Annotated in this window: 18 protein-coding genes; 2 read left to right on the forward strand and 16 right to left on the reverse strand. The window is 42.5% G+C overall.

The window, feature by feature from the left end; genetic code table 11:
• Positions 1-30: 30 nt before the first annotated feature.
• Positions 31-1,629, reverse strand: a complete 1,599-nt coding sequence (locus ACFSVM_RS12505) for an ABC transporter substrate-binding protein (protein WP_076313624.1) — start codon at positions 1,627-1,629, stop codon at positions 31-33.
• A 156-nt stretch (positions 1,630-1,785) separates the two neighbouring features.
• Between ACFSVM_RS12505 and ACFSVM_RS12510 the strand changes: the two genes are divergently transcribed.
• Positions 1,786-2,670, forward strand: coding sequence for a LysR family transcriptional regulator (locus tag ACFSVM_RS12510; RefSeq protein WP_076313623.1), 885 nt, complete (start codon positions 1,786-1,788; stop codon positions 2,668-2,670).
• 139 nt (positions 2,671-2,809) lie between these two features.
• Here the strand turns inward: ACFSVM_RS12510 and ACFSVM_RS12515 are convergent, their stop codons facing one another.
• From ACFSVM_RS12515 to nfsA, 3 genes are all read right to left on the reverse strand, one after another.
• Positions 2,810-3,772 carry an aldo/keto reductase family protein gene (locus tag ACFSVM_RS12515; RefSeq protein WP_379262456.1) on the reverse strand — a complete coding sequence of 321 codons (963 nt, stop codon included), beginning with the start codon at positions 3,770-3,772 and terminating at the stop codon, positions 2,810-2,812.
• A 32-nt stretch (positions 3,773-3,804) separates the two neighbouring features.
• Positions 3,805-5,169, reverse strand: coding sequence for an LLM class flavin-dependent oxidoreductase (locus ACFSVM_RS12520; protein ID WP_379262458.1), 1,365 nt, complete (start codon positions 5,167-5,169; stop codon positions 3,805-3,807).
• 75 nt (positions 5,170-5,244) lie between these two features.
• The gene (gene nfsA / locus ACFSVM_RS12525; protein ID WP_379262460.1) at positions 5,245-5,997 is read right to left on the reverse strand and encodes an oxygen-insensitive NADPH nitroreductase; all 753 of its coding nucleotides are present in this window, start codon (positions 5,995-5,997) and stop codon (positions 5,245-5,247) included.
• A 246-nt stretch (positions 5,998-6,243) separates the two neighbouring features.
• On the opposite strand from nfsA, the gene ACFSVM_RS12530 reads away from it, so the two are divergent.
• On the forward strand, positions 6,244-7,383 hold the full coding sequence (locus ACFSVM_RS12530; protein ID WP_379262462.1) for an NAD(P)-binding domain-containing protein: 1,140 nt from the start codon (positions 6,244-6,246) through the stop codon (positions 7,381-7,383).
• A gap of 65 nt (positions 7,384-7,448) precedes the next feature.
• Here the strand turns inward: ACFSVM_RS12530 and ACFSVM_RS12535 are convergent, their stop codons facing one another.
• The 12 genes from ACFSVM_RS12535 to ACFSVM_RS12590 form a co-directional block, all read right to left on the reverse strand.
• Positions 7,449-8,819: an ABC transporter substrate-binding protein gene (locus tag ACFSVM_RS12535; RefSeq protein WP_076313619.1), complete on the reverse strand. Its 1,371-nt coding sequence runs from the start codon at positions 8,817-8,819 to the stop codon at positions 7,449-7,451.
• Positions 8,820-8,834: 15 nt separating this feature from the next.
• Complete coding sequence (locus ACFSVM_RS12540) at positions 8,835-10,178, reverse strand: LLM class flavin-dependent oxidoreductase (RefSeq protein WP_076313618.1); 1,344 nt, start codon at positions 10,176-10,178, stop codon at positions 8,835-8,837.
• A gap of 21 nt (positions 10,179-10,199) precedes the next feature.
• Positions 10,200-11,549, reverse strand: coding sequence for an ABC transporter substrate-binding protein (locus ACFSVM_RS12545; protein ID WP_379262995.1), 1,350 nt, complete (start codon positions 11,547-11,549; stop codon positions 10,200-10,202).
• A gap of 32 nt (positions 11,550-11,581) precedes the next feature.
• Positions 11,582-12,901, reverse strand: a complete 1,320-nt coding sequence (locus ACFSVM_RS12550; protein WP_379262465.1) for an LLM class flavin-dependent oxidoreductase — start codon at positions 12,899-12,901, stop codon at positions 11,582-11,584.
• A gap of 217 nt (positions 12,902-13,118) precedes the next feature.
• A complete protein-coding gene (locus tag ACFSVM_RS12555) occupies positions 13,119-14,093 on the reverse strand; it encodes a carbohydrate ABC transporter permease (protein WP_256702882.1) in 975 nt (324 codons plus the stop codon).
• Between the two features lie 21 nt (positions 14,094-14,114).
• Positions 14,115-14,981 carry a carbohydrate ABC transporter permease gene (locus ACFSVM_RS12560; RefSeq protein WP_076313616.1) on the reverse strand — a complete coding sequence of 289 codons (867 nt, stop codon included), beginning with the start codon at positions 14,979-14,981 and terminating at the stop codon, positions 14,115-14,117.
• Positions 14,978-17,251, reverse strand: a complete 2,274-nt coding sequence (locus ACFSVM_RS12565; protein ID WP_076313615.1) for a DUF5696 domain-containing protein — start codon at positions 17,249-17,251, stop codon at positions 14,978-14,980. Before ACFSVM_RS12565 ends, ACFSVM_RS12560 begins: the two co-directional genes overlap by 4 nt.
• Positions 17,248-19,398: a YIP1 family protein gene (locus ACFSVM_RS12570; RefSeq protein ID WP_076313614.1), complete on the reverse strand. Its 2,151-nt coding sequence runs from the start codon at positions 19,396-19,398 to the stop codon at positions 17,248-17,250. Before ACFSVM_RS12570 ends, ACFSVM_RS12565 begins: the two co-directional genes overlap by 4 nt.
• A 14-nt stretch (positions 19,399-19,412) precedes the next feature.
• Entirely contained in the window at positions 19,413-20,216 is an 804-nt protein-coding gene (locus tag ACFSVM_RS12575; protein ID WP_083655967.1) for a carbohydrate ABC transporter permease, read from the reverse strand.
• Between the two features lie 48 nt (positions 20,217-20,264).
• Positions 20,265-21,161, reverse strand: coding sequence for a carbohydrate ABC transporter permease (locus tag ACFSVM_RS12580; RefSeq protein WP_076313612.1), 897 nt, complete (start codon positions 21,159-21,161; stop codon positions 20,265-20,267).
• A complete protein-coding gene (locus ACFSVM_RS12585; protein WP_379262468.1) occupies positions 21,151-24,114 on the reverse strand; it encodes an extracellular solute-binding protein in 2,964 nt (987 codons plus the stop codon). The genes ACFSVM_RS12580 and ACFSVM_RS12585 overlap by 11 nt, the downstream gene beginning before the upstream one ends.
• Before the next feature lie 35 nt (positions 24,115-24,149).
• Positions 24,150-25,259, reverse strand: coding sequence for an ABC transporter ATP-binding protein (locus ACFSVM_RS12590; protein WP_379262470.1), 1,110 nt, complete (start codon positions 25,257-25,259; stop codon positions 24,150-24,152).
• Between the last annotated feature and the right edge of the window lies 1 nt (position 25,260).

Genomic DNA, 25,260 nt, shown 5'->3' on the forward strand with positions numbered 1-25,260 from the left:
TTTTTGATAGACAGATCACATAATCAGGTCTTATTCGTCAAGTGAAACGTTCCATAATATAGGTCCTACGAGATCGTCAAAGCCTTTAACGTTATCCCGAACAGCAATTAAGTTCTGGATGTTGCCGAGCTTGATGATCGGGAGGTACTCCCAGTTCTTCTCGTTCAGCTGTTCAACGAGCGGTTTTGCTTCTTCTATCGATGCGGCAGCCTGAATTTCACCCAGCAAATTGTCAATCTCAGGACTGTCTGTCCAACCTGGATAATTTGCACTTGATTCCAAGAACGGGTATTGATGAATGGTCGCACGAGTAGCAAAGCTCACCGCGAACAGATCAAAGTTGTTCTCGTCTGTCCGGCGTTCCTGAACTGTAGGCCAATCATAGACGTCCAGCTTCGCATTGACTCCGATAGACTTAAGCACTTCTTGTGCGACAACCGCCAAATTATACTGTTCAGGATAATCACGAGTCGTAAGGATCACTACTTCTTCACCGTCATAATTTGATTCTTCCACTAGTTGTTTCGCTTTCTCGATATCATTCACATTATATTGTTCCGCACCTGCATCACTGTACCAATCCGTCTGGGAGGTTAGCGCAAGCGACGAATCCAGTTCGTAAAAACGACTGTCACTGTATGCAGCCGTAAGAGCCTCGTCATAATTCAAGGCTGTGTTGAATGCTTGTCTTAACTTCTGATCCGAGAATGGACCTGCCTTCTTGTTGAATACATATGTCACTATACCGCCTTCGCTGAAATAATTGCTTACGCCGTCCGTCCCTTCAATTTGATCCGCGTTATCAAAAGGAATGCCGAACGCCACGTCGTATTCACCAGTCATAATCCCAGCAACTCTTGTTGATTCATCCGTTACATAACGGAAGTAAATCTCGTCTAAATATGCGTTTTTCTTGCCGCTGAGCCCATTCGATTCGGTTTCCTCCCCCGCGTAGTCCAAAAATTTATTCAGATGCACATATTGGTCCGTGTTCCACTCCTCCAGTTTGTAAGGTCCCGTTCCAATGAACTCCTTAACTCCCTCTGGACCTGCGGTGTCAATGACCTCTTTGGGCATGATTCCGGGAAACGGAGAGGTGTCAGCAAGGATGTAGGATCCGACAAGAGAAGGTTTCTCCAGTGTTAGCTTCACCGTATAATCATCCACTTCCGAAAATTGTGCTCCTTGCAGATTAGCCTGTCCTTGGGTCGAAGTTGACAGCCACTTTTCCATGGAAGCGACCACATCTTCTGCTTTCATTTCTTTCCCATTATGAAAAGTAACACCTTGGCGCAAATGGAAGGTGTAGGTTTTACCGTCCTCACTAATCTCGTAGGATTCAGCGAGCTGAGGCACGACCTCATAGTTTTTATTCAACGTCAATAGCTGCTCATAAATATTACGAGAAACATCCCTTGTAGCTTGATTGGTCGTCAAATGAGGATCGAGTGTAGCTGGATTGGCGGGATATGCGATGTCGAGTGTACCTCCCGAGACGGGTGTTGTTTCCTCGGTTTCCTGTTCTGAAGATTGGTGACCCGTTGATTCTGGGGTACTACTGCAAGCAGTAAGAATAAGAATGAGAACTGTAATTAACCCACGGGAGGCCCATTGAGAATAATGTTTCATGTACAAATTTCACTCCTTAGTCGTTGAATTGTCCAATATACTATAGTATTCCGCTTGGAATTGTTTATAATATATCATGAGCTTAATAGAACTCATATCTAAGGATCGTAATAGACTCTATTACAAAGTTTAATACTTCACCTATGGGGGAATATCATGGACATCCAGTACTTTATTACTTTCCGTGAAGCCGCACGCTGTCAGAGCTTGACAAAAGCAGCTGAGCAGCTGAATTATGCGCAGCCCACAGTCAGCGTTCAAATTAAGAAACTTGAAAATCATTTCGGAACAAAGCTGTTTGAAAGAAACAGCAACAAATTGAAACTGACCGATCATGGATCCAGGTTGCTTACTTACGCAGATAAGATTGTGGAAGGGTACATGGGGGCCGAAAATTTATTCATTCCTGATTCATCGGTAGATTTGAGGATAGGAACGACGGAAACGCTTGCCGCATTTCTGCTCCCTCCCTACTTTCAAATGTTCCGCAAGAAATATCCCAAGCTGAATGTCACTTTTTTCCCCACGTCCGACGAAGAGAATATTCGCAAGTTAAAAAACAACGAAATCGATATGGCGATCGTTCTGAATACGCCGATATCGGCACCAGATTTAAGATCTCTATCTATTCGTAATGAGGAGCTCGTATTCATTTGCCCTAATAACCACCCGCTGAGCGGAAGGGATGATGTATCCATTCATGAGCTGAATAACAGCCCTTTCATTTTTACGGAAAAAGGATGCACATACAGAGAAGCACTGGAACGATCCATGAACGAACATGGGGTATCCTATGAAACGGTGTCTGAGATGGGAAGTATCGAAGGTATTAAACAATGCGTAATTTTTGGAATGGGTATTGCCATGATTCCCAAAATTGCTGTTGCCGAACAGCTCTCTAAGCAATCTGTATCTGGTTTTTCGATTAAACATGGTGCAATCCAGCCATTCTACTCTCAAATTTTGTTATCTAAAAATAAACATATAACTGCACCTATCAATTACTTAATCTCCTTGCTATCAGCAAATGGAACCTTATAATGAAATACACAAATTACATATAAAAAGAGTACTTACTATACAGTAAGTACTCTTTTTATACATTCAGTTTTTACTATGATTGCTGTCCTGCTCCTTAATGATCACTATTTCTCATTTACTAAATAAAAAGTTCGACTAATTAAACTAATAGCGTGGTGTTCTGAATCACGTCAGTGATGCGTTTTTCTATTGCCTCGTCCAAAGTTATCCCCGAAGCCTTAACATTCTCCTCTACTTGCTCAGGACGACTTGCTCCAATGAGTGCACTCGAGACATTTTGCTCACGCAGAATCCATGCAAGTGATAATTGACTTAAAGTTATTCCAAGTTCATCCGCTATCTCTTTCAGCTGGGATACCTTTTCTAGCTTTTCACTTGTTATCTTATCTTTGAAATTCTCATGTTTTGCCGCCCTTGAATTTGATGGAACATGTCCTCCGACGGTGTACTTCCCTGTCAAAAGACCTTGCGCTAATGGAGAGAAGACAACCTGACCAAATCCCTTCTGTTTCCCAAGCGGAATGATTTCTTTCTCAATATATCTCTCAAACAGATTGTATATTGGCTGATTTACGATAATCCGATCGAGCAAGTATTTATCTGCGATTGCAAAGGCTTCAGTAATTTGAGCAGCGGACCACTCACTGACTCCTATATATAGCACCTTCCCCTGATGAACCAGATCATCGAATGCACGGAGCGTTTCTTCCAGAGGTGTATGATTATCAAACCGATGACTGTACAGAATATCAACATATTCGAGACCCAGTCTTTTAAGACTTGCATTAGCAGATTCAATCACATGTTTACGGGATAAGCCGCGATCGTTGGGTCCATCACCGATCTTACCAAATACTTTCGTAGCCAGTACATATGATTCCCGGGCATAGTCCTTAAGCGTTTCCCCAACGACTTTCTCAGCTTCTCCCTTCGCATATACGTTTGCAGTATCAAAAAAGTTAATGCCTAATTCATACGCTTTGCGAATGGAGTTGACCGCATTTTCACGTTCTACATATCCTCCGTATGTGAGCCAGCTCCCTAGGCTGATTTCGCTGACTCTTAAGCCGCTTGCTCCTAATTGACGATATTGTATAGACATCTCGTATCCTCCAGATTTAATAGATTTGATTATTAATCTGCATATGTTTCAAGTTTTTCTTTCTGTTGTGTCTTCGCCCATATAGCTCTATTTTTATTCTCAGGTCTTGATAAACCAAGATTTTCACGTAAAGTCTTTCCTTCATATTCAGTACGGAATAAACCACGGTTCTGCAGTTCTGGAATCACTTTATTCACAAACGTTTCCAATCCTCCAAAATAGATATGAGGCAGGATATTAAACCCATCTGCTCCATTCTCCTTGATCCATGTCTCAATGAAATCAGCAGTCTGTAATACGGAGCCTGTAAAGGATACATGGCCATGACCAGCTGCGCTTCTGGCGATGAATTGGCGAATGGTCATTTGGTCTCTGCGCGCAGCGTCAACAACAACCTCTTGCCTGCTTGTAATGCCTGACTTTATTGACCCAAACGGCTTAGCTTTATCAACCGGAACAGGTGCATCGAGCGAATACTCGGAGAGATCAACTTCAAAATAACTGGATAGCCTCTTTAGAGCAGCCTTCGTATTCAGCAAACCGTTAAATTCTTCTTCAATCTCTCTAGCTTCAGCTTCTGTATCTGCAACAATCGGACTAAGCCCAGGCATAATAAGGAGTTCATGGGGACTCCTTCCATACTTACTCAATCGGGATTTGACATCGGTATAGAACTCTTGAGCAGCCCCAAGAGTCTGTTGGGCTGTGAAAATGACTTCTGCGGTCTTTGCAGCCAGTTCTCTTCCTCCCTCCGATGAACCTGCCTGAACCAATACGGGGTAGCCTTGCGGTGGTCTCGGGATATTAAGAGGCCCTTTTACAGCATGATATTGACCTCTAAATTTAATTTCGTGGACTTTGTTTGTATCGATAGACACACCCTTCACCTTGTCATAAATTAAGGCGTCTTCCTCCCAGCTGTCCCATAGCTGCTTTGTGATCTCAACAAATTCATTGCCAATTTCATACCTTTTTTCGACGTCAGGGTGCTCATCTCTACCAAAATTTTCAGCGTCTGCTTGAGAATGTCCGGTTACAATATTCCAAGCGGCTCGACCTTTACTGATGTGATCTAATGAGGCAAACTTACGGGCAACGTGATAAGGATCATTATAAGTCGTGCTTACAGTCGCTATTAGACCTACCCGCTCTGTTAATGCAGCAAGTGCAGATAATAAGGTGAACGGCTCAAGCCTTCTTCCAAGACCAGAGTAATTATCAGCTGTGAATAAAGAGTCAAATAAACCACGTTCTGCTATCCTTGCAATTTCGACGTAGTATTCCAAGCTAAGGTCCTCTTGGGGAGCAGAATCCGGATGCTTCCAAGCGGCTGAATGGTGGCCTGAACCTCGAAGGAATACGTTAAAATGTGCCTTTTTACCGGTTAAACTACTCATTTGCTATAACCTCTTTCCGTTCGTAATCAGACGTTGTTTCTGTAATCAGTGGTAATCGAATTACTAATTATTTGGTCATGTCAAATCAAATCCTCGTCTTTTCAGAAAATCATACATATGCTCACGATGTCGCTCTCCGTTAAATCTTTTAAGCATCTCCTTAGACCATCTGGTGTTCGTCTCACCGCCTTTACCGCCGCCCTTGCGTGTCGCATAGTAACGAGAAGTGATTTCGTCATAATCCTGAATGTATGTCGAAAGTTTATCGCTTTGATACAACTCCTCATAAAAAACAGCATCAAAAGGAAGTCTTGGTCTAATGTCAGGCTCTTGGTTCGGCACACCGATACACATCCCAAATACGGGATAAACCAGGTCTGGAAGTGCCAGTAAATCACTCACTTCCTGCGGTCGATTACGAATACCTCCTATATAAACGATTCCGTAACCTAAGGACTCCGCTGCTACAGCAGCATTTTGTGCAGCTAGAGTAGCGTCTACCGTTGCTAGTATGAACAGTTCCGTGTTCTGTTTAAGCTCTGCAGATTCATGAAGTTGAATAGCTTTACTAATCTTGTTTAGATCAGCCAACCAGATGAGAAACAATGGACTTTCTTCAACTTGTTGTTGATTTTCTGCCAGTTCACCTAATCTGCTTTTTCTTTCTTTGTCCCTAACGATAACGGCACTATAAGCTTGAATATTGGATGAAGTCGATGCTGCTTGGGCAGCTGTCAAAATTTCATGCAAATGACCCTCCTCTAGTGGTACGTCTTTAAATCTCCGAATCGAACGATGGGACTTTAACAACGTTATCGTTTCGTTCATTAAGCATTTCTCCTCCTGTAGATGGATATAAAAAAAACCGAAGACACTCTGACCAAAGTGTCTCCGGTTGTCCGGTAGCCTAATTAACCAATAAATCCTAGTGATTTAATTTGATTTACAAACCAAATCTACCATTTATAAATGTTGTTGTCAACTAAATTATATATAATTTTACTTGTATTCCAATATTATGAATATATAATACAGATATAAAGTAATCTATCAAATGCATAAGGAGAATAACTTATGACAGAGCTAATTATCATTGGTGCAGGACCATACGGTCTTTCCCTTGCTGCCCATGCAGAAGCCGAAGGTCTTTCTTATGTTCTTTTGGGACTGCCAATGCATTTTTGGAAAGAGCAGATGCCGCAATCGATGTTTATCCGCACAAATCCCCAGTTTGTCAGCTTGTCAGATCCTCGAGAGTTATTCACTATTCAGAAATTTTCTGAGGCTACAAATACACCTCTTCCTTCACCGCTTCCTCGCCCTGTATTTGTAGATTATGCATTCTGGTTTGCACAACAAACTGCTATTTCAATTACGTGTGAACTTGCTGCTGATGTCAGCTATAACGGTGAGCAATATAAAGTCACAGGGGAATCAGGTAAAGAATGGTCTTCAGAGCATGTTATTATCGCAACGGGTCTTCAGCACTTCTCGTTTATTCCAGCCCCTCTCTCCTCCCTCCCTGATTCAAGGATCTCACACACATACGGTAAGACAGACTTTTCAGCCTATAAAGGCCACAAAACCGCCGTAATAGGCAGTGGACAAAGTGCCTGGGAAGCTGCAGCGTTATTACATCTTGCCGGAAGTGATGTTGAACTGATTTTCAGATCAAATGCTCCTAACTATTCTGAAGAAGACAACTTCATTTCCGGCCAAAAATTAATTGATTCGGCTAAGCAATTTTATTTATATTCTGATCACCAAAAGCAAGATATATGGAAAAGGCCTCGAAAGAGCAGTGTAGCGTATTTTTTAAAGCCATTTGTCGAAGGGAAGATTACAATGTTCCCAGCATCGCAAATTGTAAGAACCGACATTCTAGATAACCAAGCAGTTCTTAGTTTTTCAAATGGTAATGAGCGAAGCTATGATCAAATTATTGCCGCAACAGGCTACCAAATAAATGTAGAAAAACTTCCTTTTCTATCCCCGAATCTTCTGCATCTTGTCGAAAAAGACCCTTTCACTCATCGTTTTCCTATATTAAATGAGAGGTTCGAATCTAATGTTCCCGGCTTATTCTTTGCTGGTCCATTGGCAAGTCATTCCCACGGACCTGCATTCGGCTTTGTCGCTGGAATCCGAGCTGCATGTACCTCTATAATTTCTTACCTATCAGAGAAAACTAAATATCGAAGTGAAAGACTCTAGTAACCCTACCATTTTTGGCCGCCTCCTGATTTGAGGAAGACGAAAGGAGGCGGCCCATTATATGGTTACAAGTCTCCGAGTGTTGTCCGCAGTGTCTCCACATCTTTGTTAATGGCATCCGTTGCTTTCCGTATAGCTGAATTAACATCAAGTCCTTTCACAGCCATATCCTCTGCAGCCTCTGTTAAGCGCTGAGTGATTTCCAGCTCATATGGATGAATATAATGTTCCTGCAGGGGTTCGCCAATAAACACGTTTTCTACTGTTTTCCCTTGCAAGACAGGAATATCAAGACCATATTCCGACTCTAACTCTTCGTTTATAATGGCAGGGACCCGGCCATTACGGGCAAGGATGCGTTGTCCTTCATCCGACAAAATCTCTGAAATAACTTGAAAAGCCTCATCTTTGTACTCACTTTGGCTGTTAACGGATAGAGAATGAATTTGCGCTTCCCTGGTTTTACCTAATTGATCTTCAAAGTTCGGTGCAGGCGCAATGTCCCAATTGAACTCTACACCTTGCTGTCTAAGCTCCTCCAAGGGACCAACCATGTTAGCCAGCCAAGTCACACGCATCGCAATCACCTGATCCTTCATAAATTGATCGCGGCCCCAATTCCATGTTCCATCAGGAGTTACATATCCTTGTATATCAAATATCCGTTTATTGAGTTCAAATATACGGTGCCATTCCGGAGTATCTAAAGCAGCATTCCCAGTCTCCTTATCCACATACGGCAATCCAAGCCCCTTAGCAAGCCCTGTCAAATTGTCAACGGAAAGTCCGATATAGTTAACTCCGTTTTCTGTACGCGTCAACTTCTCGGCGATTTCCAACACTTCGTCCCATGTCATTTGTTCATTGCTTGGGTACTCGACACCGAACTTATCAAATATATCTTTGTTATAGTAAAGCACATGCTGATTGGCGTTAAATGGAATCGCATAGATCTCCTCACCCTTGCTCATTTCCTTGATATAGTCATACAAAATGGGTTTAATTCGGGAATCGTCAAACTGATGGCGTTCGATCAACTGGCGAAGATCTTCATATGCGCCTGTGCGAATAATTCTTTGATGGGAAGATGACGAGGAGTAGATAATATCAGGAACATGTGTTGAAAGTACCTCTTCCGGCGTCGTAGTCGCGGCCGGTGTTATTCTTTCAATTGTTACATTAGGATACTTCTCTTTGATGGGGTCCGCTATTAGAGTATTAAACTCGACATCAGGGAATGTTCCACTTGTGCTGTAAAAGGATAATGTAATTGGTTCATCACCAAGTTTTTTAAAGTTACCCGTCTGCTCACCGGATTCCCCAGATGGGGAGGTTACCGAACTTCCTTGAGCAGCTCCGCCGGACTCGTTGCCAGTGCATGCAGTAAGGAGTGTTAACACTAGTGCAATCGTCATCCATAATCTGTATTTACTCATTGTAATATTCTCTCCTTAGATATTCTGCGTATTAGTAATACTTGAAATTTGCCGATAACTTAAGCTGTTTTGCGGACGCCGAAGCCCAAAGCGGTCTCTTAAGGTGTTTCCTTCATACGAATTCCTAAATAAGCCCCTGTTCTGCAATTCAGGAATAACTTGATCTACAAATACTTCCAACCCATCTGGGTAAATTTGGGGCATAACATTAAACCCGTCAGCGGCTCCATTTAAAAACCAAGTTTCAATCACATCAGCAAGCTGTAATGGAGTGCCTGTAAATGTATAATGCCCTCTGGCCCCTCCAAGACGGCTGATAAGTTGCTTTAATGTCAACCGTTCTTCGTTGATTAAATCCAGTATCAATTGATGGCGGCTTTTATTACCATTCACTTCTTTAGTTTCTCGCAGGCGATGTATAGGAAGAGGAGAATCCAGCGGATGATCTGTTAAATCGATGCCCAGCCTTTCAGAAAGTCTAGCCACAGCCCCTTCCTTGTCAATAAAATTAAATAGGGCTTCCTCTATATCTCTCGCCTCGGACTCGGTTTCCGCTATAATTGGGCTAATGCCCGGAAGAATTTTGAGCTCATCTGGTGATCTTCCATACTTAAAGAGCCTAGATTTGACGTCGGCATAGAATTGCTGAGCACTGCCGATACTTTGATGTGCAGTAAATATGACTTCTGCTATTTTGGCTGCAAACTCTTTACCCGCTTCTGAGGATCCTGCCTGTACAAGCACAGGATATCCTTGCGGAGGACGCGCGATGTTTAAAGGTCCCTGAACGGAATAATACTTTCCCTGATGATCGATCGTGTGCACTTTATTCTTGTCTATAAGCTGCCCAGCCACTTTATCATTCCTTACTGCATCATCCTCCCAGCTGTCCCAGAGCTTCTTCACTACGTCTACAAATTCATCCGCCTCTTCGTACCTAAGTGAGTGCTCCGGATGCTCTTCCCTTCCGAAATTATGAGCTGCTGAGCCGGCACCGGTGACAATATTCCAACCGGCTCTACCTTTACTAATATGGTCCAATGAGGCAAATTTCCTCGCGACATGAAAAGGATCATTATATGTCGTTCCAACCGTTGCAATCAAACCAATATGCTTGGTTCGGCTAGCCAGCGCAGCGAGCTCCGTAAAGGGCTCTAATTTGTTTGATCGTCCGACATAACCATCTGCAAGAAAGACTGAATCCATCAAACCTTTCTCGGCTGTTTGTACTATTTTGAGTATGTGATTAAAGTCCAGGTTAAGCTCCGGTTCTGCCTGCGGAAGACGCCAGGAAGCTTCGTGGTGCCCCGTTCCGTACAAGAAAGCATTTAAATGCAATTGGCGTGCACTTGTGTTCATTGCTATTCCTCCTTCTTTTTTCTATTGTCCAATCGTTGTCTTTAGTGTTTCAACATCCCTATTGATCGCTTCCGTCGCTTTTCGGATCGCAGAGTTCACATCTAATCCATTAATAGCCATATCCTCCGCTGCCTCTGTAAGACGGACGCTGATTTCGGGCTCGAATGGGTGCTGATAGTGTTCTTGAATCGGCTCACCTATGAAAACATTTTGAACAGATTTTCCTTGCAATACGGGGATGTCCGCTCCGAACTCTGTTTCCAGCTCTGGGTTAATAATGGACGGCACACGCCCATTTCTCGCAATAATCCGCTGCCCTTCATCAGAGAGCAATTCAGCAAGAACTTGAAAAGCTTCATCCTTATGTTCGCTTTGGCTATTGATAGACACAGAATGGATCTGTGCTTCTCTTGTTTTTCCTAATTGATCGCTGAAATTCGGAACAGGAGCAATATCCCAGTTGAACTCGACTCCTTGCTGTCTTAATTCTTCAAGGGGTCCAACCATATTAGCAAGCCATGCTGCCCGCATTGCAATGTTCTGATCCTTCATAAAGTGATCGCGATTCCAGTTCCATGTACCATCCTGTGCGATATATCCTGGTATTTCATAGATTTCCTTCAGTTTTTCAAATACTCTGACCCAGTCCGCCGTATCTATAGCTGCCTGCCCTGTTTCCCGATCCAGATAAGGAAGACCAAGAGATTTCGCAAGTCCAGTCAAGTTGTCTACGACAAGGCCTACATAGTTAGTGCCGTTCTCGGTACGCGTTAGCTGCTTTGCTAAATCAAGCGCCTCATCCCAAGTCATTTGCTCATCCGTTGGATAGGCCACTCCAAACTTGTCGAAGATATCCTTGTTGTAATAGAGAATATGCTGGTTTACGTTAAAAGGCAGAGCGTAAATCTGATCTCCCTTGCCTTTGGTTATTTCCTTAATATAATTGTAAGCAATCGGTTTAAGACGACTCTCATCAAATTGATGCTTTTTTATCAATCCGGTCAAATCTTCGAAAACCCCTGTCCGAACAAGCCGCTGCGATACACTTGAAAATATAATATCGGGCACATGAGTAGAGAGGACTTCTTCAGGGGTTGTGTCAGCAGCAGGAGTTATGCGTTCGATGTTGACATTCGGATATTTAGCATGGATGGGTCCGGCAATCATTGTTTCGAATTCGACATCCGTAAATGTTGCTCCGCTAACGTAAAAAGAAAGAGTAAGCGGTTCGTCCCCGAGCTTCTTAAACTCACCTAGTTGGCTGGATGATGCATTTGCCCCTGGGTTTAACGATTCTTCTTGACCAGATTGCTGGCCTCCACTGCACCCTGTTAACAACACTAGGACAACAATGATTCCAATGAAATACATATTTCTCACTTATGCTTTCACCTCCGTAATAACTAACGATTCTGTATATACCGGACATTTTCAATTCGTTTTAAACCAAGACTTTCCCTCAATGTCTTCCCTTCGTATTCGGTGCGAAATATACCTCGGTTCTGGAGTTCGGGAATTACTTTATCAACAAAAACCTCTAATCCTGTCGGAACAAGCTGCGGTAAAATGTTAAATCCATCTGCTGCGTGATTAGTAAACCAGTTCTCAATAAAATCAGCCGTCTGAATTACCGATCCTGTAAACGTGATATGACCATGCCCTCCATTGCTTCGATATAAGAGCTCTCGTATTGTAAAATTCTCACGACGAGCTGCATCCAGCACCACTTCCTGGCGACTGCGAATTCCATTAAATTCTTCAGAAGGTTTAGCTTTATCAAGCGGTACCCTATCATCTAAATCATAATTGTTCAGGTTAACTGTAAATCGCTCGGACAGTGCATTCAGTGCCTGTTCAGTATCAACTAGAGAATGCAGCTCCGTTTCCAGCTCACGAGCTTCAGCTTCAGTATCTGCCACGATGGGTGCAAGGCCGGGTAAAATGATGAGTTCATCATTTGTTCTGCCGTACTTAGCTAATCGAGATTTAACATCAAAATAGAAATTCTTTCCTGCATCGAATGTCTGTTGTGCTGTAAAGATGACTTCCGCTGTCTTTGCTGCTAGCTCTTTACCACGCTCAGAGGAGCCTGCCTGAACAAGAACAGGGTATCCTTGTGGGGGACGAGGTATATTAAGCGGTCCCTGAACAGCATAGGTATGTCCCTTGAAATGGATTTCGTGCACCTTATTCGAATCAATTAGCCTGCCTCCTGCTTTATCAAAGATCAGAGCATCATCTTCCCAGCTGTCCCAGAGCTGCTTGACCACCTCGACGAACTCTTCGCCGGTATGATAGCGGATGGAATGCTCCGGATGCGCATCTCTTCCGAAATTATGAGCTGCAGAGCCTGCTCCTGTAACTATATTCCAGCCAGCTCTTCCTCCGCTGATATGGTCCAGTGAAGCAAACTGTCTGGCTACATGAAAAGGGTCATTGTATACCGTTCCAACGGTTGCAATAAGACCAATATGTTCTGTTACAGAGGCTATTGCGGCCAACTGAGTGAACGGTTCAAGTTTGCTGCCATTCCCTGCATACCCATCTGCTAAAAACACCGAATCTAGCTTTCCTCTCTCTGCTGTTTGGGCAAGATATGCAAGATAATGAATATCAAGTTCCAGGTCAGGACGCGAATCAGGATGTCGCCAAGCTCCTGCGTGATGGCCTGTTGCCCTTAGAAATACATTTAGATGTACCTTTCGCTCATTCTTTTTCGTCATTAGACACACCTCTTTCTTGTTTTTTAGCCACAAACACAAATAACCGGAGTTGCCTAGTAGGGCAATCTCCGGTCGTCCGGTCGATTAATTTTATTATTCTGATGTGAATACAATGATTTGTATGAATTTATCACTGTTATCTATTTCTGTCAATTGGATCATCAGTATTTACTGAACTCCTGCACATACGAGCTCATACGTATCTCTTGTTGCTCAGCTATTCAACGAGCCCAGTTCTTTCTACTCCTTCAATAAACCAACGCTGGGCAAACAAATAAAGAACAAGAAGCGGCATAATAATGAGGAAAGAAGCTGCCATTTTAATGGCTTCTGCATAGACTGTAATTTCCCCAGCACCTGCTGCTAGTTCCATCTCACCAGCCATTCTGGCAAGTGTAATCGAGAGCGGGACGTTCTCCGCAGTAAACATATAAAGTGACGGAAAATAAAAATCATTCCAGTTCCATACAAAGGAGAACAGAATAACCACGATCGTTGCAGAACGGGAGATCGGAAACATCACACGGAAAAACATCCGGAAAGGACCTGCACCGTCTATGCGCGCAGCTTCATCAAGCTCCTTCGGCAGCGTGGAATAAAAGGATCGATAAATGATTACAAACAGCGCTCCCTTCAAGCCGTGACCAAACAGAGCTGGTATAACCATGGGCAAGAAGGTGTTCATCCATCCAAACTCCTTAAAGAGCATAATGGAGGGAAGTATGGTGACTTGAGGAGGCATAATGAAAGTAAACAATAATAGTGTTCCCCATAATTTTTTAAAAGGAAAATCAAGCCTCGCAAAAGCATATCCTGCCATTGCGCAGGAAAATACCTGAAGGATTGCTACTGCCGAGGCTAAGGAAAGGCTGATGAGAAAGCTTTTCCCATAATTCAGCATTTCGCTGGCTTCCTGCAAATGCCCGAGAAAAATAGAGCGCGGCACCCAAATAACAGAGGGATCTAAAATGTTTTTAGCGTCTTTTACCATTGTTGTTAGCATATATAGAATGGGTTTGATATAAATAAAGGCGATATTTATTAATATAATGTAGATAATGGCTTTAAAGAGAAGTCCTTTATCCATTTCGGTACCAAGTATCCGGTATTTCCAATGTTGCTTACGGATATGCCAACTGTTCTCCGATAATTTGTTCAGTGTAATTCCGCCCGGTTTTCTTTCAATCTTCACTTTTGCAGCACCTCCCTTGTGTTATCTTTTGCCCGCGAATGCTTTATCAACACGACTAAATGTAAGTAGTGTCAATAGAACAAAGAATAAGATGATCGAGAAATAGATCCATGCGAGAGCGCTAGAGCTCCCATAATTCGTTGTGTTGACCATGCTGATTATTGGGTTAGAAGGAAAAGTAAACAAATCAACAACTGTATACATCAAATTGAGGAAAATATACGGGACTAGTCCGGGAAGAGTAATCTTCCAGAAGGTGTTCCAAGGACTTGAACCGTCAATACGAGAAGCTTCATAGACAGAAGCAGGGAGGGTTTGACGTCCTGCCAGAAAAATCAGGATTTGAACACCCGAATACCATAATACAAGTACAAAGGAAGAGAGAACATTCTCAATGGGTTCTGCCCACGCTGCCGGAACGTATTCCCTTAAGTAGTAATCAATACGCAGCGTCTCCATCATACTGAGTGAACCCTCTCCTTGAGCTATGAATTCCTGAACGATTTGACCTGAGGAGAAAATGACGGGCAAAAAGAATATAACCCTGAATAAGGTTCTGCCTGGAAATTTGGCATTCAGTAGAATGGCAACAATTAACGAGAATACCAATATAATTGGAATCATCATCGCTGCTTCCTTTAGAAAAGGAAGCAGTTGTTCATAAAGCAGGCTCCCATTCGCAACCAAAATCTCTCTATAATGCTGAAAACCGATGAACGAATATTCTACCTTGTTTACTCCGATTTTCACTTGATGAAAACTCATGTAGAGTGAATAGCCCAGCGGAAATGCAACAAAGGTCAAGAAACCTACCACCCAGGGTGCTATAAATAAAGTCCCCTCTATTTTTCTCAATAGGTGTGCATTCAGTCTATGCCCACGTTTCATATGGAATCCCCGCTTTTCTCAACAATAAAATCCTGAGCAGGAATATACACATCCTGGCTGTCATAGGGCTTATCGTTATAGTTTACGAGAATTCGGTAACCACCCTCATATACGGTTTCTTTCACTCCCGAAGCCAAAGTACGGTGTCCGGTAATAAAGCGATTCTGAACTTCCTTTAGTGCCTCATTCAATTTTTGATACTCTGAGTTAATATGCTCCGTCCAGTTGTCATATTTCAAACTATACTGCCAAAGCGAATACGACTGCCGCGTATTTTCAGCATTAGTTCCGCTTAGAATGTAGGATGGATATGCGCCGTACTCCATATTTTGAAGAAATCCACTTTGCCATTCATCTCTTGTGTTGGACCACTCTAAAGTGTACGAACGAAGACCGTGAAGTACGATTTGAGCAAAAGGAATGGATTCACTTACGAATACGTCATAGGAATAATCGCTTGATAGCAGATGAACATGATCGGATTGATCTAATAGATAGAAGTTTGAGTTACTTCCAATAACAGACCCCAACGTTTCCTTAGTTTGCTTAAAAATATTTTTCTGGATTTCTACCACCTCTGATCTGTCCGCCATGTACCTAGTATTAAAATCTGTATTAACCTGTTCACCGATCCCGTTCTCAAAATAGATACCGTCTGCACCAAGCTCTTTAAAATCAGCGAGATCAGAATATACTTCTTTTTCGTAATACTCCGGGCTTACGAACCTGATTTTTTGCTCTTCTCCTCTCTCCTGCTCTTCGAGTACCGTACCGGCAAGATTCCGAAGTCCGTCCCTTCTCCACCAAAATCCCCCATTTCCATCGGTATTCCTTGTATAGTTAGCTGTCAAATATACAGGGATGTTTAACGAATGAGCAAACTCTATAAAACTTCTCATTCCACTGTTTCCTCCGATGCGCCTATCCACTGGAAAATAATCACCGTGTGAACTATACCCTTCCTGCTGCCATCCGGAGTATTGAACCTGCATGTTTGAAATTCCGAGGGCATGGATATCGTTAACTAGCTTTGTCGCTTCGTCCGTAGTCGTGACCTTCAGATAAGAATCAAATAAAAGTCCCTTCTCCGCATCTGCTCCAACTATGTCGAGAAATAGCGGGATATCTTGTCCTGCTGCCGTCTGTAATGGTTCAATCCCCTTCTCCGACATCAAATAGTCTCGGTACTTTTCAGCCATACCGGCATAATTACTCTTATCACCCGTAAGTGGGTAATATCTTGCTGATCTGCTTGCTGCTTCAAACGCTTCTCCACTGTAAGTATAGAACCCCTCTCCTGTACTTCTGCTAACGCTTTGAAAGAATCGTTTTCGGTACTGCCATTCTGTTGTAACCCAGTTCGAGCTGCCAACTGACCCTCCGGGAGCAGCGTATATGTTGGCATAATACTCCCCTTCACTGACAATAGCGAGAAATGCCTGTTCACCTGATTTCATTCCAAATACCGGCATAGCAATACGCTGTCGATTTGTATTTTCGCTATAGTAGGATTGATCTGGACCATACACGCTTTCATTATAAGTAAGCTGCGGCATAATTCTATTTTGATCAAAGTGAATTAGCGAACCAGAACCGTCTGGAAGCATAATATACCCTTCTTGTCCTTGTGAGGGTTCTGCTCCAAATAACGGGTATAATTTAACATTCAATAAACTAAGCTCCCCTTCAATAATGCCATCATCCATTAGTTTGGTTTCCACATAGTCTTCATGAAGCGTTACTTCAATTGGAATCTTAAATTGTGCTTTGGGAAACGCAAAGGTGACTTTAAAGCCATCACCCTTTAATTGAAACTCCTCCAAATAGCCTCCATTTTCAACAAGTCCCGCCGTAACCGAAGCAGATTTATAATTGCTGGCATTGACATATTCAATCAGAATAGGCGAAAGCAGATGATTTTTCCAAGTTCCCGTTGCGGTTTCCTTCTGCCAGTGCTCCGGATTTGGATAGGAGCGCCAGATGTCGCCCGTCAGTTTATCGATGATTTGAAAATGGCCTGTTGAGCGATCTGCTGTTAGTTTCAATTGATTGTTTTCGGCCATCGTCTGAAATGCCTCTTCCGATGGAAGCACCGCTTTATAAAGCGGACCACTATATCCACTGAACTGTTCAGTAGCTGACACTTCGACAGCTTGATCATTTCCGTCAAAGCCCCATATTTGCCAGAGAATCCATCCGATCATGATGAGGAGCAGCGATATAATTGATGCTTTAGCAATAGTGGGATAGGAAACGACACGCCTTTTCATCGGATAATCACCTCTTGATACAAGGAATTTATAAAGTTTACGAGCTCGATACTGAGACTAAGAAACAAAAAGATAAGAATGACGATAATGAGCAGCGTCAAAACAGACAGTAAAATAACGAACAAGGCTTCAACAAAGGTATAATTATGTACCCCTTGCACCATCCAAACGGTTAATAATACAATCCATATGATTATCGTAAACTTCAAAAATTGATAAATGGATAATTCATTTAAAGTAAGTACATTGGAAAGTAAAGTTAAGGGTATACCGATTAGAATAATCGGAAATAGGACGTAAGTGCTGCTATTAAATACGTCTCTGAATCTCCCTTCTCCTCTTAACAATGAGCTGACTAAATAATTCGAAACAACCCATCCCAGCCATAAGCCTACAAACTGAATCAACGGAGGTATTAAATCAATCCCTGCTTGAATTTCTGGATTGAAGACAAAGCTGGTACCTGCGCTCATGTAACCTAAGGAAGCAACTGAGAGGACAAGCAAGATTAGACTGCCTGCGAAACTTGCCTTGCTTTCATATCGAATGGCATAGAAACCATCTACCGGGTGTTTCATTACATAAAATACATGTCTTAATTGGTTAAGCAGCGGAAAGCGAATTTTAAATCGAAAGCCAAATCCACTTTTGGGCCGAAGTTTGCCACGTAGTCTTGCCCATGCCAGATATAGAATACCCGCTGCCAATGCCAGGTTCATCAACAGGCCAAAATGCTTCTGGAACCATACCAAGCGATTCTCCCAGAAGGATTCCGAATAACCTCCGACAACTCCTGCGGCATAAAAAAGTTCCTCTGCTCTCTTGTATTCCTCTTTCTTGTATGCTGCTTTCGCCAATCCGATTAGTGCAGGGGTGTACTGCTCATTTAAACGGTGTACCTCCTCCCATAAGGGTTCGCTTTCCTCATATTTTCCTTCCTGAGTCAGCGCATTTGCTTCATGAACCAAATGGCCAAACTCAGATAATCGTAGCTTTTGGATCAAGTTATTTGTACTGTCCAGAACAAGCAGCTCTCCGTTCGAATTCGTAGCAATGGCCGATGGGGATTTGACAACACCTATTTTTGAGGTTGCCGTAATTACATCTCCTCCCCAAAAGAACAACAAATTTCCGTTGGAGTCATATTGGCTGATCATATTCCAAAGCCCATCAATAACTGTCATGTTTCCTGATGCATCAACTGTAATATCATTTAATTGGGGCAGAGCATCTCTTTGCGTATGCTGATGAAACTCCCCGTAACTACGCTCACTTTGGAGGTGGGAAAAATCCCCCTTTCCTGCTAGCTGATCCAGACCCGCAATATTCAACTTTTTTATTTGATCGGTTTCTATCTCTTTCGTTACTGTGTATATGAATCCATTGTTATCAATTGTCGCATTTGCAATAGCACCGGGCAGTTTTTTCAATTCTCTTTGATACATTTCGCGGGTATATACAAATCGCTTAAAAGCATCAAATAGCGAAAACTCTGCTTTGTTGGGTCCAAAAAATCCAATAAAGTTTCCATCCGGATCTAATTCCAGCAATCCTTGATAAGCGCCAAGCGATGTAATATACAAAAATCCACGCTTATCTACAATCAAATTGACTGGATCGTATTTATAGTCTTCCGGCAAATATTCCGTTTCAGGGCGAGGAAATTCTTTAACCAGCTTTCCTCTCGCATCAAGCTTAATAACTCGATTATTCCCTGTGTCCGCAACATAGATAAAGCCTGCTTCATCAACGTATAAACCGCTCGGTTTATTTAGAGGACTCTCAGCAACAACCAACTCTCGAATAAAAACACCTTGATCATCAAGCTCTACAATCCGATTGTTTCCTGTATCGGCAATATACATATGATCCTTCTTATCAACAAAAAGATCTTTCGGCTGATGAAGCTGCCTTATTTCAGTCTCCTGGTTATCAATGTCTTTCTCCGCCGTAACTTCCATATCGTACCCTATAATTTCTGAAGGCAAATAGGCTGCCTGAGTTTGTATTAATTGACCAAAACCATCTTTGTAATATGTGTCATACGGCAACTGGGAAGCATCTATGTTAGTTGCTGGCAGCACACCTGACATCAGCGCCATGATGACAAGTAACAACGGAAAAGTTCGCCGGAACCTGCTTTTCATTCTGTTTCCTCCATCTATTTGATACCCGAATGTGCCATTGTAGAGATGACCTTACTTTGAAGAATAACAAAGAAGATTAGATTAGGTACGAGCAGGATCAATGCAGCCACAGCTGCAGCTCCCTGACGTGCAACATTATTTGCCAGGTTGCTTGTTAATGTAGAAAGAAAAAAAGGAAATGTCTTCATCTCATCGTCCTGCATAAATAAAGCTGACGTTTCCACATTACTCCATGAGTTTTGGAAGGATAGAATGGCAACGGTAGCAAGCGCAGGCATACACATGGGTATAATAATTTTTACAAGCACAATGAATTCATTAGCACCGTCTATACGCGACGCCTCCAGGAGTGTATCCGGAATTTGATCTATAAATTGCTTAAGTAAAAATACACCGACTGGCAGTGCAAGCATGGGCAGTAAGTGCCCCCAATACGAATTCAAAATACCAAGATTGCTTACAACCAAATATCGGGGAATTTGAATAACTTCAGGGGTAAACATCAACATGAGAATAATGAGAGAAAATATCCACTTTTTACCGGGAAATGCATGCTTCGACAAGGGATAAGCACACAAAACACTGACTATGGTAATACCCATTACGCTAATCAACGACACAAACAAGCTGTTAAACAAGTATCGCGAAATAGGAACGATGGAGTTAGACGTAACCCAGATAAGTTCCACAAAGTTTTGAATATTAGGCTCTTTAACGAAAAAGGTTGGCGGATAAACGAACAGCTCATGATAGGGCTTAAATGCATGATTAAAAATATATATAATAGGCAGCAGCATTAAGACTGACAGAATCAACATGAACACATTGAAAAGGACTCTTTTCACTAATCCCGACGACTTCAGTGTTTACTCCTCCTTTGTGCCAAACAATCCCCAGCTGAGCTTATTCGCAAAATACATTAATATTAGAAGAAATACGGAAACGGTTGCCGCATATCCCATCTCAAATCGGATAAATCCGTAATCATTGATGTGATTGACAATCAAATGTCCAGAATACTCGGGTGTAGGATTAAGCCCGGACAATTCAACACCGATTGAACCCGTTTTAAAAGTAGTGACGATGGCCATTACTGCACCAAACAGCATTTGGGGCTTCATTGACGGAATCGTAATGTACCACAGCTCCTGAAGGTGGTTCCGTATGCCGTCAATTCGGCCAGCTTCATATAATGTCTTATCCACATTAAGTATTCCGGCAAGCATCGCAAGGAAACCCACCCCCATGCTTGACCATAATGTAACCACGATCATGGAATTCATCAGTAGCTCAGGACTTGTAACCCATAATTTTGGCACATCAATTAAACCGAGCTTCAATAATATGCTGTTCAAGTAGCCTACCCGATCACCGGACAGAAGCGGGAGCCAAATAATCGTCATGGCAATACCAATGGTCAACGAAGGAGTATACATGGCCAGAGCTACCCACTTTTGATAACCTCCACGCAGGCGTGAGATAAGCCAGGCTAGCAGAAATGCCGCGATATATCCTCCAGGACCGACGATAACTGCAAATTTAAAAGTATTTGGCAATGCGTATTTTAGAAAAAGCATATCCTGGGCAATCAAATATCGAAAATTACTCCAACCGACAAAACGCGGTTGCTCTATGCCGTTATAATAAGTAAAACTTAGGGCGACGGCAGACGTGATCGGAACAACGATGAAGAGAGTAAAACAGATTAGAAAAGGAGCGATAAACAAATATGATATACGATAATGCCATACCCTACTCCACATCGATTAAGCCTCCTGTCCATGGCTGATCAACGACCGGAATATCAATTTCCGATAAGGTCTCTCCCTGCTCATCCACAAATCCAAACTCCTGCTGCTTTCTAATCAGCTCACGGTTGATATCTCGAGCTGTTTGCTCCAGTGAAGACATATAGTTATCTGTCCCGACTACAGACCTCACCCAGGCATTATTCAGCTCGCGGTCCAGGTAATATCCGCCTGGAACATTAGGAATATCTTTATACCATGTCCATTGCTCCAATATGACCTCAGCATCCTCTTTTTTCCATGGCAGATTGATAAATGCTTCCACATTTGACGTATTCCATCGAAAAGCAACGCCATTAACGGCTTCCAAATCTGATCCGTATTGTGTCTGAACCTCGGTAGATAACCACCATTTCATAAATTCCCATGCTTCCTCTTTCTTCTGAGATTGTTTAAAAATAACTCCTGTGCGTTGTCCCCCACCTGCCCATCTGCTAATCGTTCCATCTTCCTGCTCTATTCCTGGAATAAGGGCAATGCCCCATCTTCCATTCAGTTCAGGTGCTGCTGCTGATAACTGAACATACATATTGTAGTCAGAGATGCCAATCGGCATGGTTCCACTGCGAAAATGCTGATAAAAACTAGGCACTTCTCGTTCAAGGGCATAGGTGTTAAACAAGTCTGTCCATTGTTTAAATGCGGTGTAGGCTTCAGGCTGATCAAGTGCTGTTTTCAGCCCTCCTGGTTCGTAGAACTCAACATCATTTTGATAGAAATAGGTTGCATATTCCTTTGGATTGACATAGAAATTCATGAAGTTTTGCTGCAGCGTTGGTAGAAGGTCATAGACTTCCTGCCAGGTTTCGGGAATCTTAAGATTCAATCGTTCCAGTATGTCTTTTCTATAATAAAGAACTTGAAATGACTGCGTTTCGGGAACACCATAATATCCTCCGTTATAATGTAGCGGCAGCCATGATCCTGGACTAAAGCGAGGATATAGCTCCTGGAATCCATCCATTTCAGACAAGTCTTGTAAAGAGCCTCTTATGGCATAATCGACAGGCAAATCCTGCGTCAGCCCCAAAGCAATATCTGGCTGGACTCCTGCCGCGTTGGACATAAGCAAGAGCTCTGGATCAGGCAGAAGATTTACTTTCACTTCAATTCCTGTCTCTGGGGTGAATGATTCGTCAGCAAGCTGCTGTAGTTGATCCACATAATCGCGCCCCCTCTGAACCCAAATATTTAGCTTGGTATCATCCATATCGTTCAGACTGTCTCTTGTATCAAATGAGTATCCAAAGTTTTGTATACTCCCCCAAGCCCGGTCAAACCAACCAGCCACCATTTTAGGCGGAGAAGCATCTGCCGGAATGATGTAAATCTCATCTAGTTGCAAGGATTGCTTGGATAACGTATCCATAAAAGTAGCTATCTTTTCTCTAATCGAGGAAATTTCATCTACGTTATATGGTATTTCTTCAGGATTACCGAGCATTGCCCGCAAATCTTTGACTGATGTATCCAAACCTTGACTGACGGAATCTTTATTGCCGTTAACTCCTTCCAAGTCGTCAGCAAGTGCTTCCATTGCCGCAGCAGCTGCCCTTATATGCTCGGTCATACCCGGAAAATCTTGCTCCATGTCCCAGGTTCGGTTACGATCAAGCGTTCGATCGCTGTTCGCTTTATTACCAGATATTGTTCTGAGATCCCAATCGATTGCTTCAAGATGAGCAAGCAGCTTCTCTAAATCGATAATGATAGGCTTGACGGGTGACTGGGTAACTGCAAGCGAAAGTGTATGTACTCCTTTCTCAAGTTGTACTAAATATGGATCTTTATTTGAATTTTGTAATACGATGCCTTCCCAGGATGCAGAATACGGAAAACCATAGGCTTGAAAAGGTTCAAAAGGGACCTTTCCATCTATTTTCACAGTTCGGAAGGATGTTTTTTGGGCTACGGTATTTTGTAGTGCACGAAATCCTAATTTGTACACGCCTGTTTCCGGAACTTCAAAAGTCCAAGTGATCTCTTGATTCTGCTCGAGCCATCTCTGTCCTCCGATAGTGTTGTATATAATTCTGCCGGTGTACCGGGGTACAGTCCTGTCATTTTTATCCGAATACATTTTAATTGCGGTATCGTTTTTTGATGTGAATTGTTCTGCTTGAATTGTTATTGTTTCTGACGAATTCGTTGTGGATTGGTTGTTATAGGATGCGAAGGCTTCCTCGTATGTGGGAATATTCTGCTGAGGCACAAGCTGTAAGCTTTCGAGGGCAACAGGCACACGTCCATGTAATCGAATCATATGTTTTCCTGAAGTAAACTCCCACAGTAAAGGTTGTGAATAAGCCCCTCCCGAATCGACAAGCGGCTGGGAGTTCCAAGTAGATATATCGAAGGATCGTGGGCGAATCTCATCACCATCCGAATTTTTTAGAATCGGGAGTTCATCTGCCCATGCTCGGTAAAGGTGAACTGAGGATGCTTCTCGAAAAGGTCTGGTGCCGTCAATGGTGATATCCCACTGAATTGGAGCTTTATCTTTTGTGTTCTTTACAGGTATATAAGAAGCATGGATTTCGTAAAGCCCGGCTGTGGGCACATCAACTTCATACTCAACCCAGCCTGTTTCTGAACTATTCCATATCAAAACATTTTGTTTATTCTCGTAATCACCCACGTATATTTCTGTGGGATGTGAAACGTTTTTCGGCTCAGATGCGTTTATTTTAATTGTAGATTTGGCTAGGGGTATATTCTGCTCAGACCATTCCGATAGTTTTTCGCTATAATAGGGATCACTTTCATATTCGAATGTAGTTATAAGCTCATCAAAGGAGACGGAATCTCCATTTGTAACTGATTCTGCCTCTTCCCCACAAGATGACAATATAAATAAGACTACAAACATGGCGGCAAGAAGAAGGCACTTTTGCTTCATTAAGTTCATTTCTGATACACCCTCTTTCGACGAAAGTAGCTCTTTCAATCGGCTATCCTGATACCAGATTCCACATGAAAGAAATGGGCTTTAAACAAATCCAGTACTACTTTGACCTGTTCGTCGTCTGAGAAATGCTGATCTGGCTCTACTCTTACAATTAGATGCTTCTCCTCACCAATATCGAGATACAAAAAACGATCTGCTCCCATTAATTCATTGTCCTTATAAATACCAGTAATAATCGATTCTGAGAATAATCCCTCCAGCTTCACATGCTCTGGTCGAATGCCTAAAATGACTGTTTTATTCACTAGGTTATTTTTTCGCAGCAAGGCTTCTTTTGTTTCGCGAATAGAAATATCAATCCGTTTTGTTCTAAAAACGAGCTGTCCTTTATGATCCTCGGCTATCTTACCTTCAATTAAATTAATCTGAGGAGAACCTATGAAGCTTGCAACAAACAAATTAGCTGGTTTTGAATATACGGTCTCCGGGGTATCACATTGCTGAATAACTCCGTTTCTCATTACGACAATCCGATCAGCCATGGTCATTGCCTCAACTTGATCATGTGTGACAAATATAAATGTAGTGCCCAGCCGTTTATGCAGCTTGGTGATTTCCATCCGCATAGTAGAACGAAGCTTGGCATCAAGATTGGATAACGGTTCATCCATCAAAAATAATTTTGGATTACGAACGATGGCTCGTCCCAGCGCTACACGCTGTCGTTGTCCACCCGACAAATCTTTTGGCTTTCGACTTAAATACGGTTCTATCTCGAGTATCCTGCTTGCCTGTTTTACAGCCTGATCAATTTCGTGCTTGGGCATTTTTCGCATGCGCAGTCCGAATGCGATATTCTCATAAACCGAGAGATTAGGATACAACGCATAATTTTGAAAAACCATTGAAATATCCCGATCCTTCGGAGGAAGGTGATTAACCAATTGATCTCCTATGAAGATTTCTCCTTCCGTAACATCTTCTAATCCTGCAATCATACGAAGTGTGGTGGATTTTCCGCAGCCTGATGGACCAACGAAGACGATGAACTCTTTATCCTTGATATCCAAATCAAAATCTTGAACAACCGAATTTTTTTCTTTTTCATACCTTTTATACAAATGTTTAATGCTCACGCTCGCCATT

It is taken from the genome of Paenibacillus shunpengii, assembly GCF_042684905.1.
GTDB lineage: Bacteria > Bacillota > Bacilli > Paenibacillales > Paenibacillaceae > Paenibacillus > Paenibacillus shunpengii.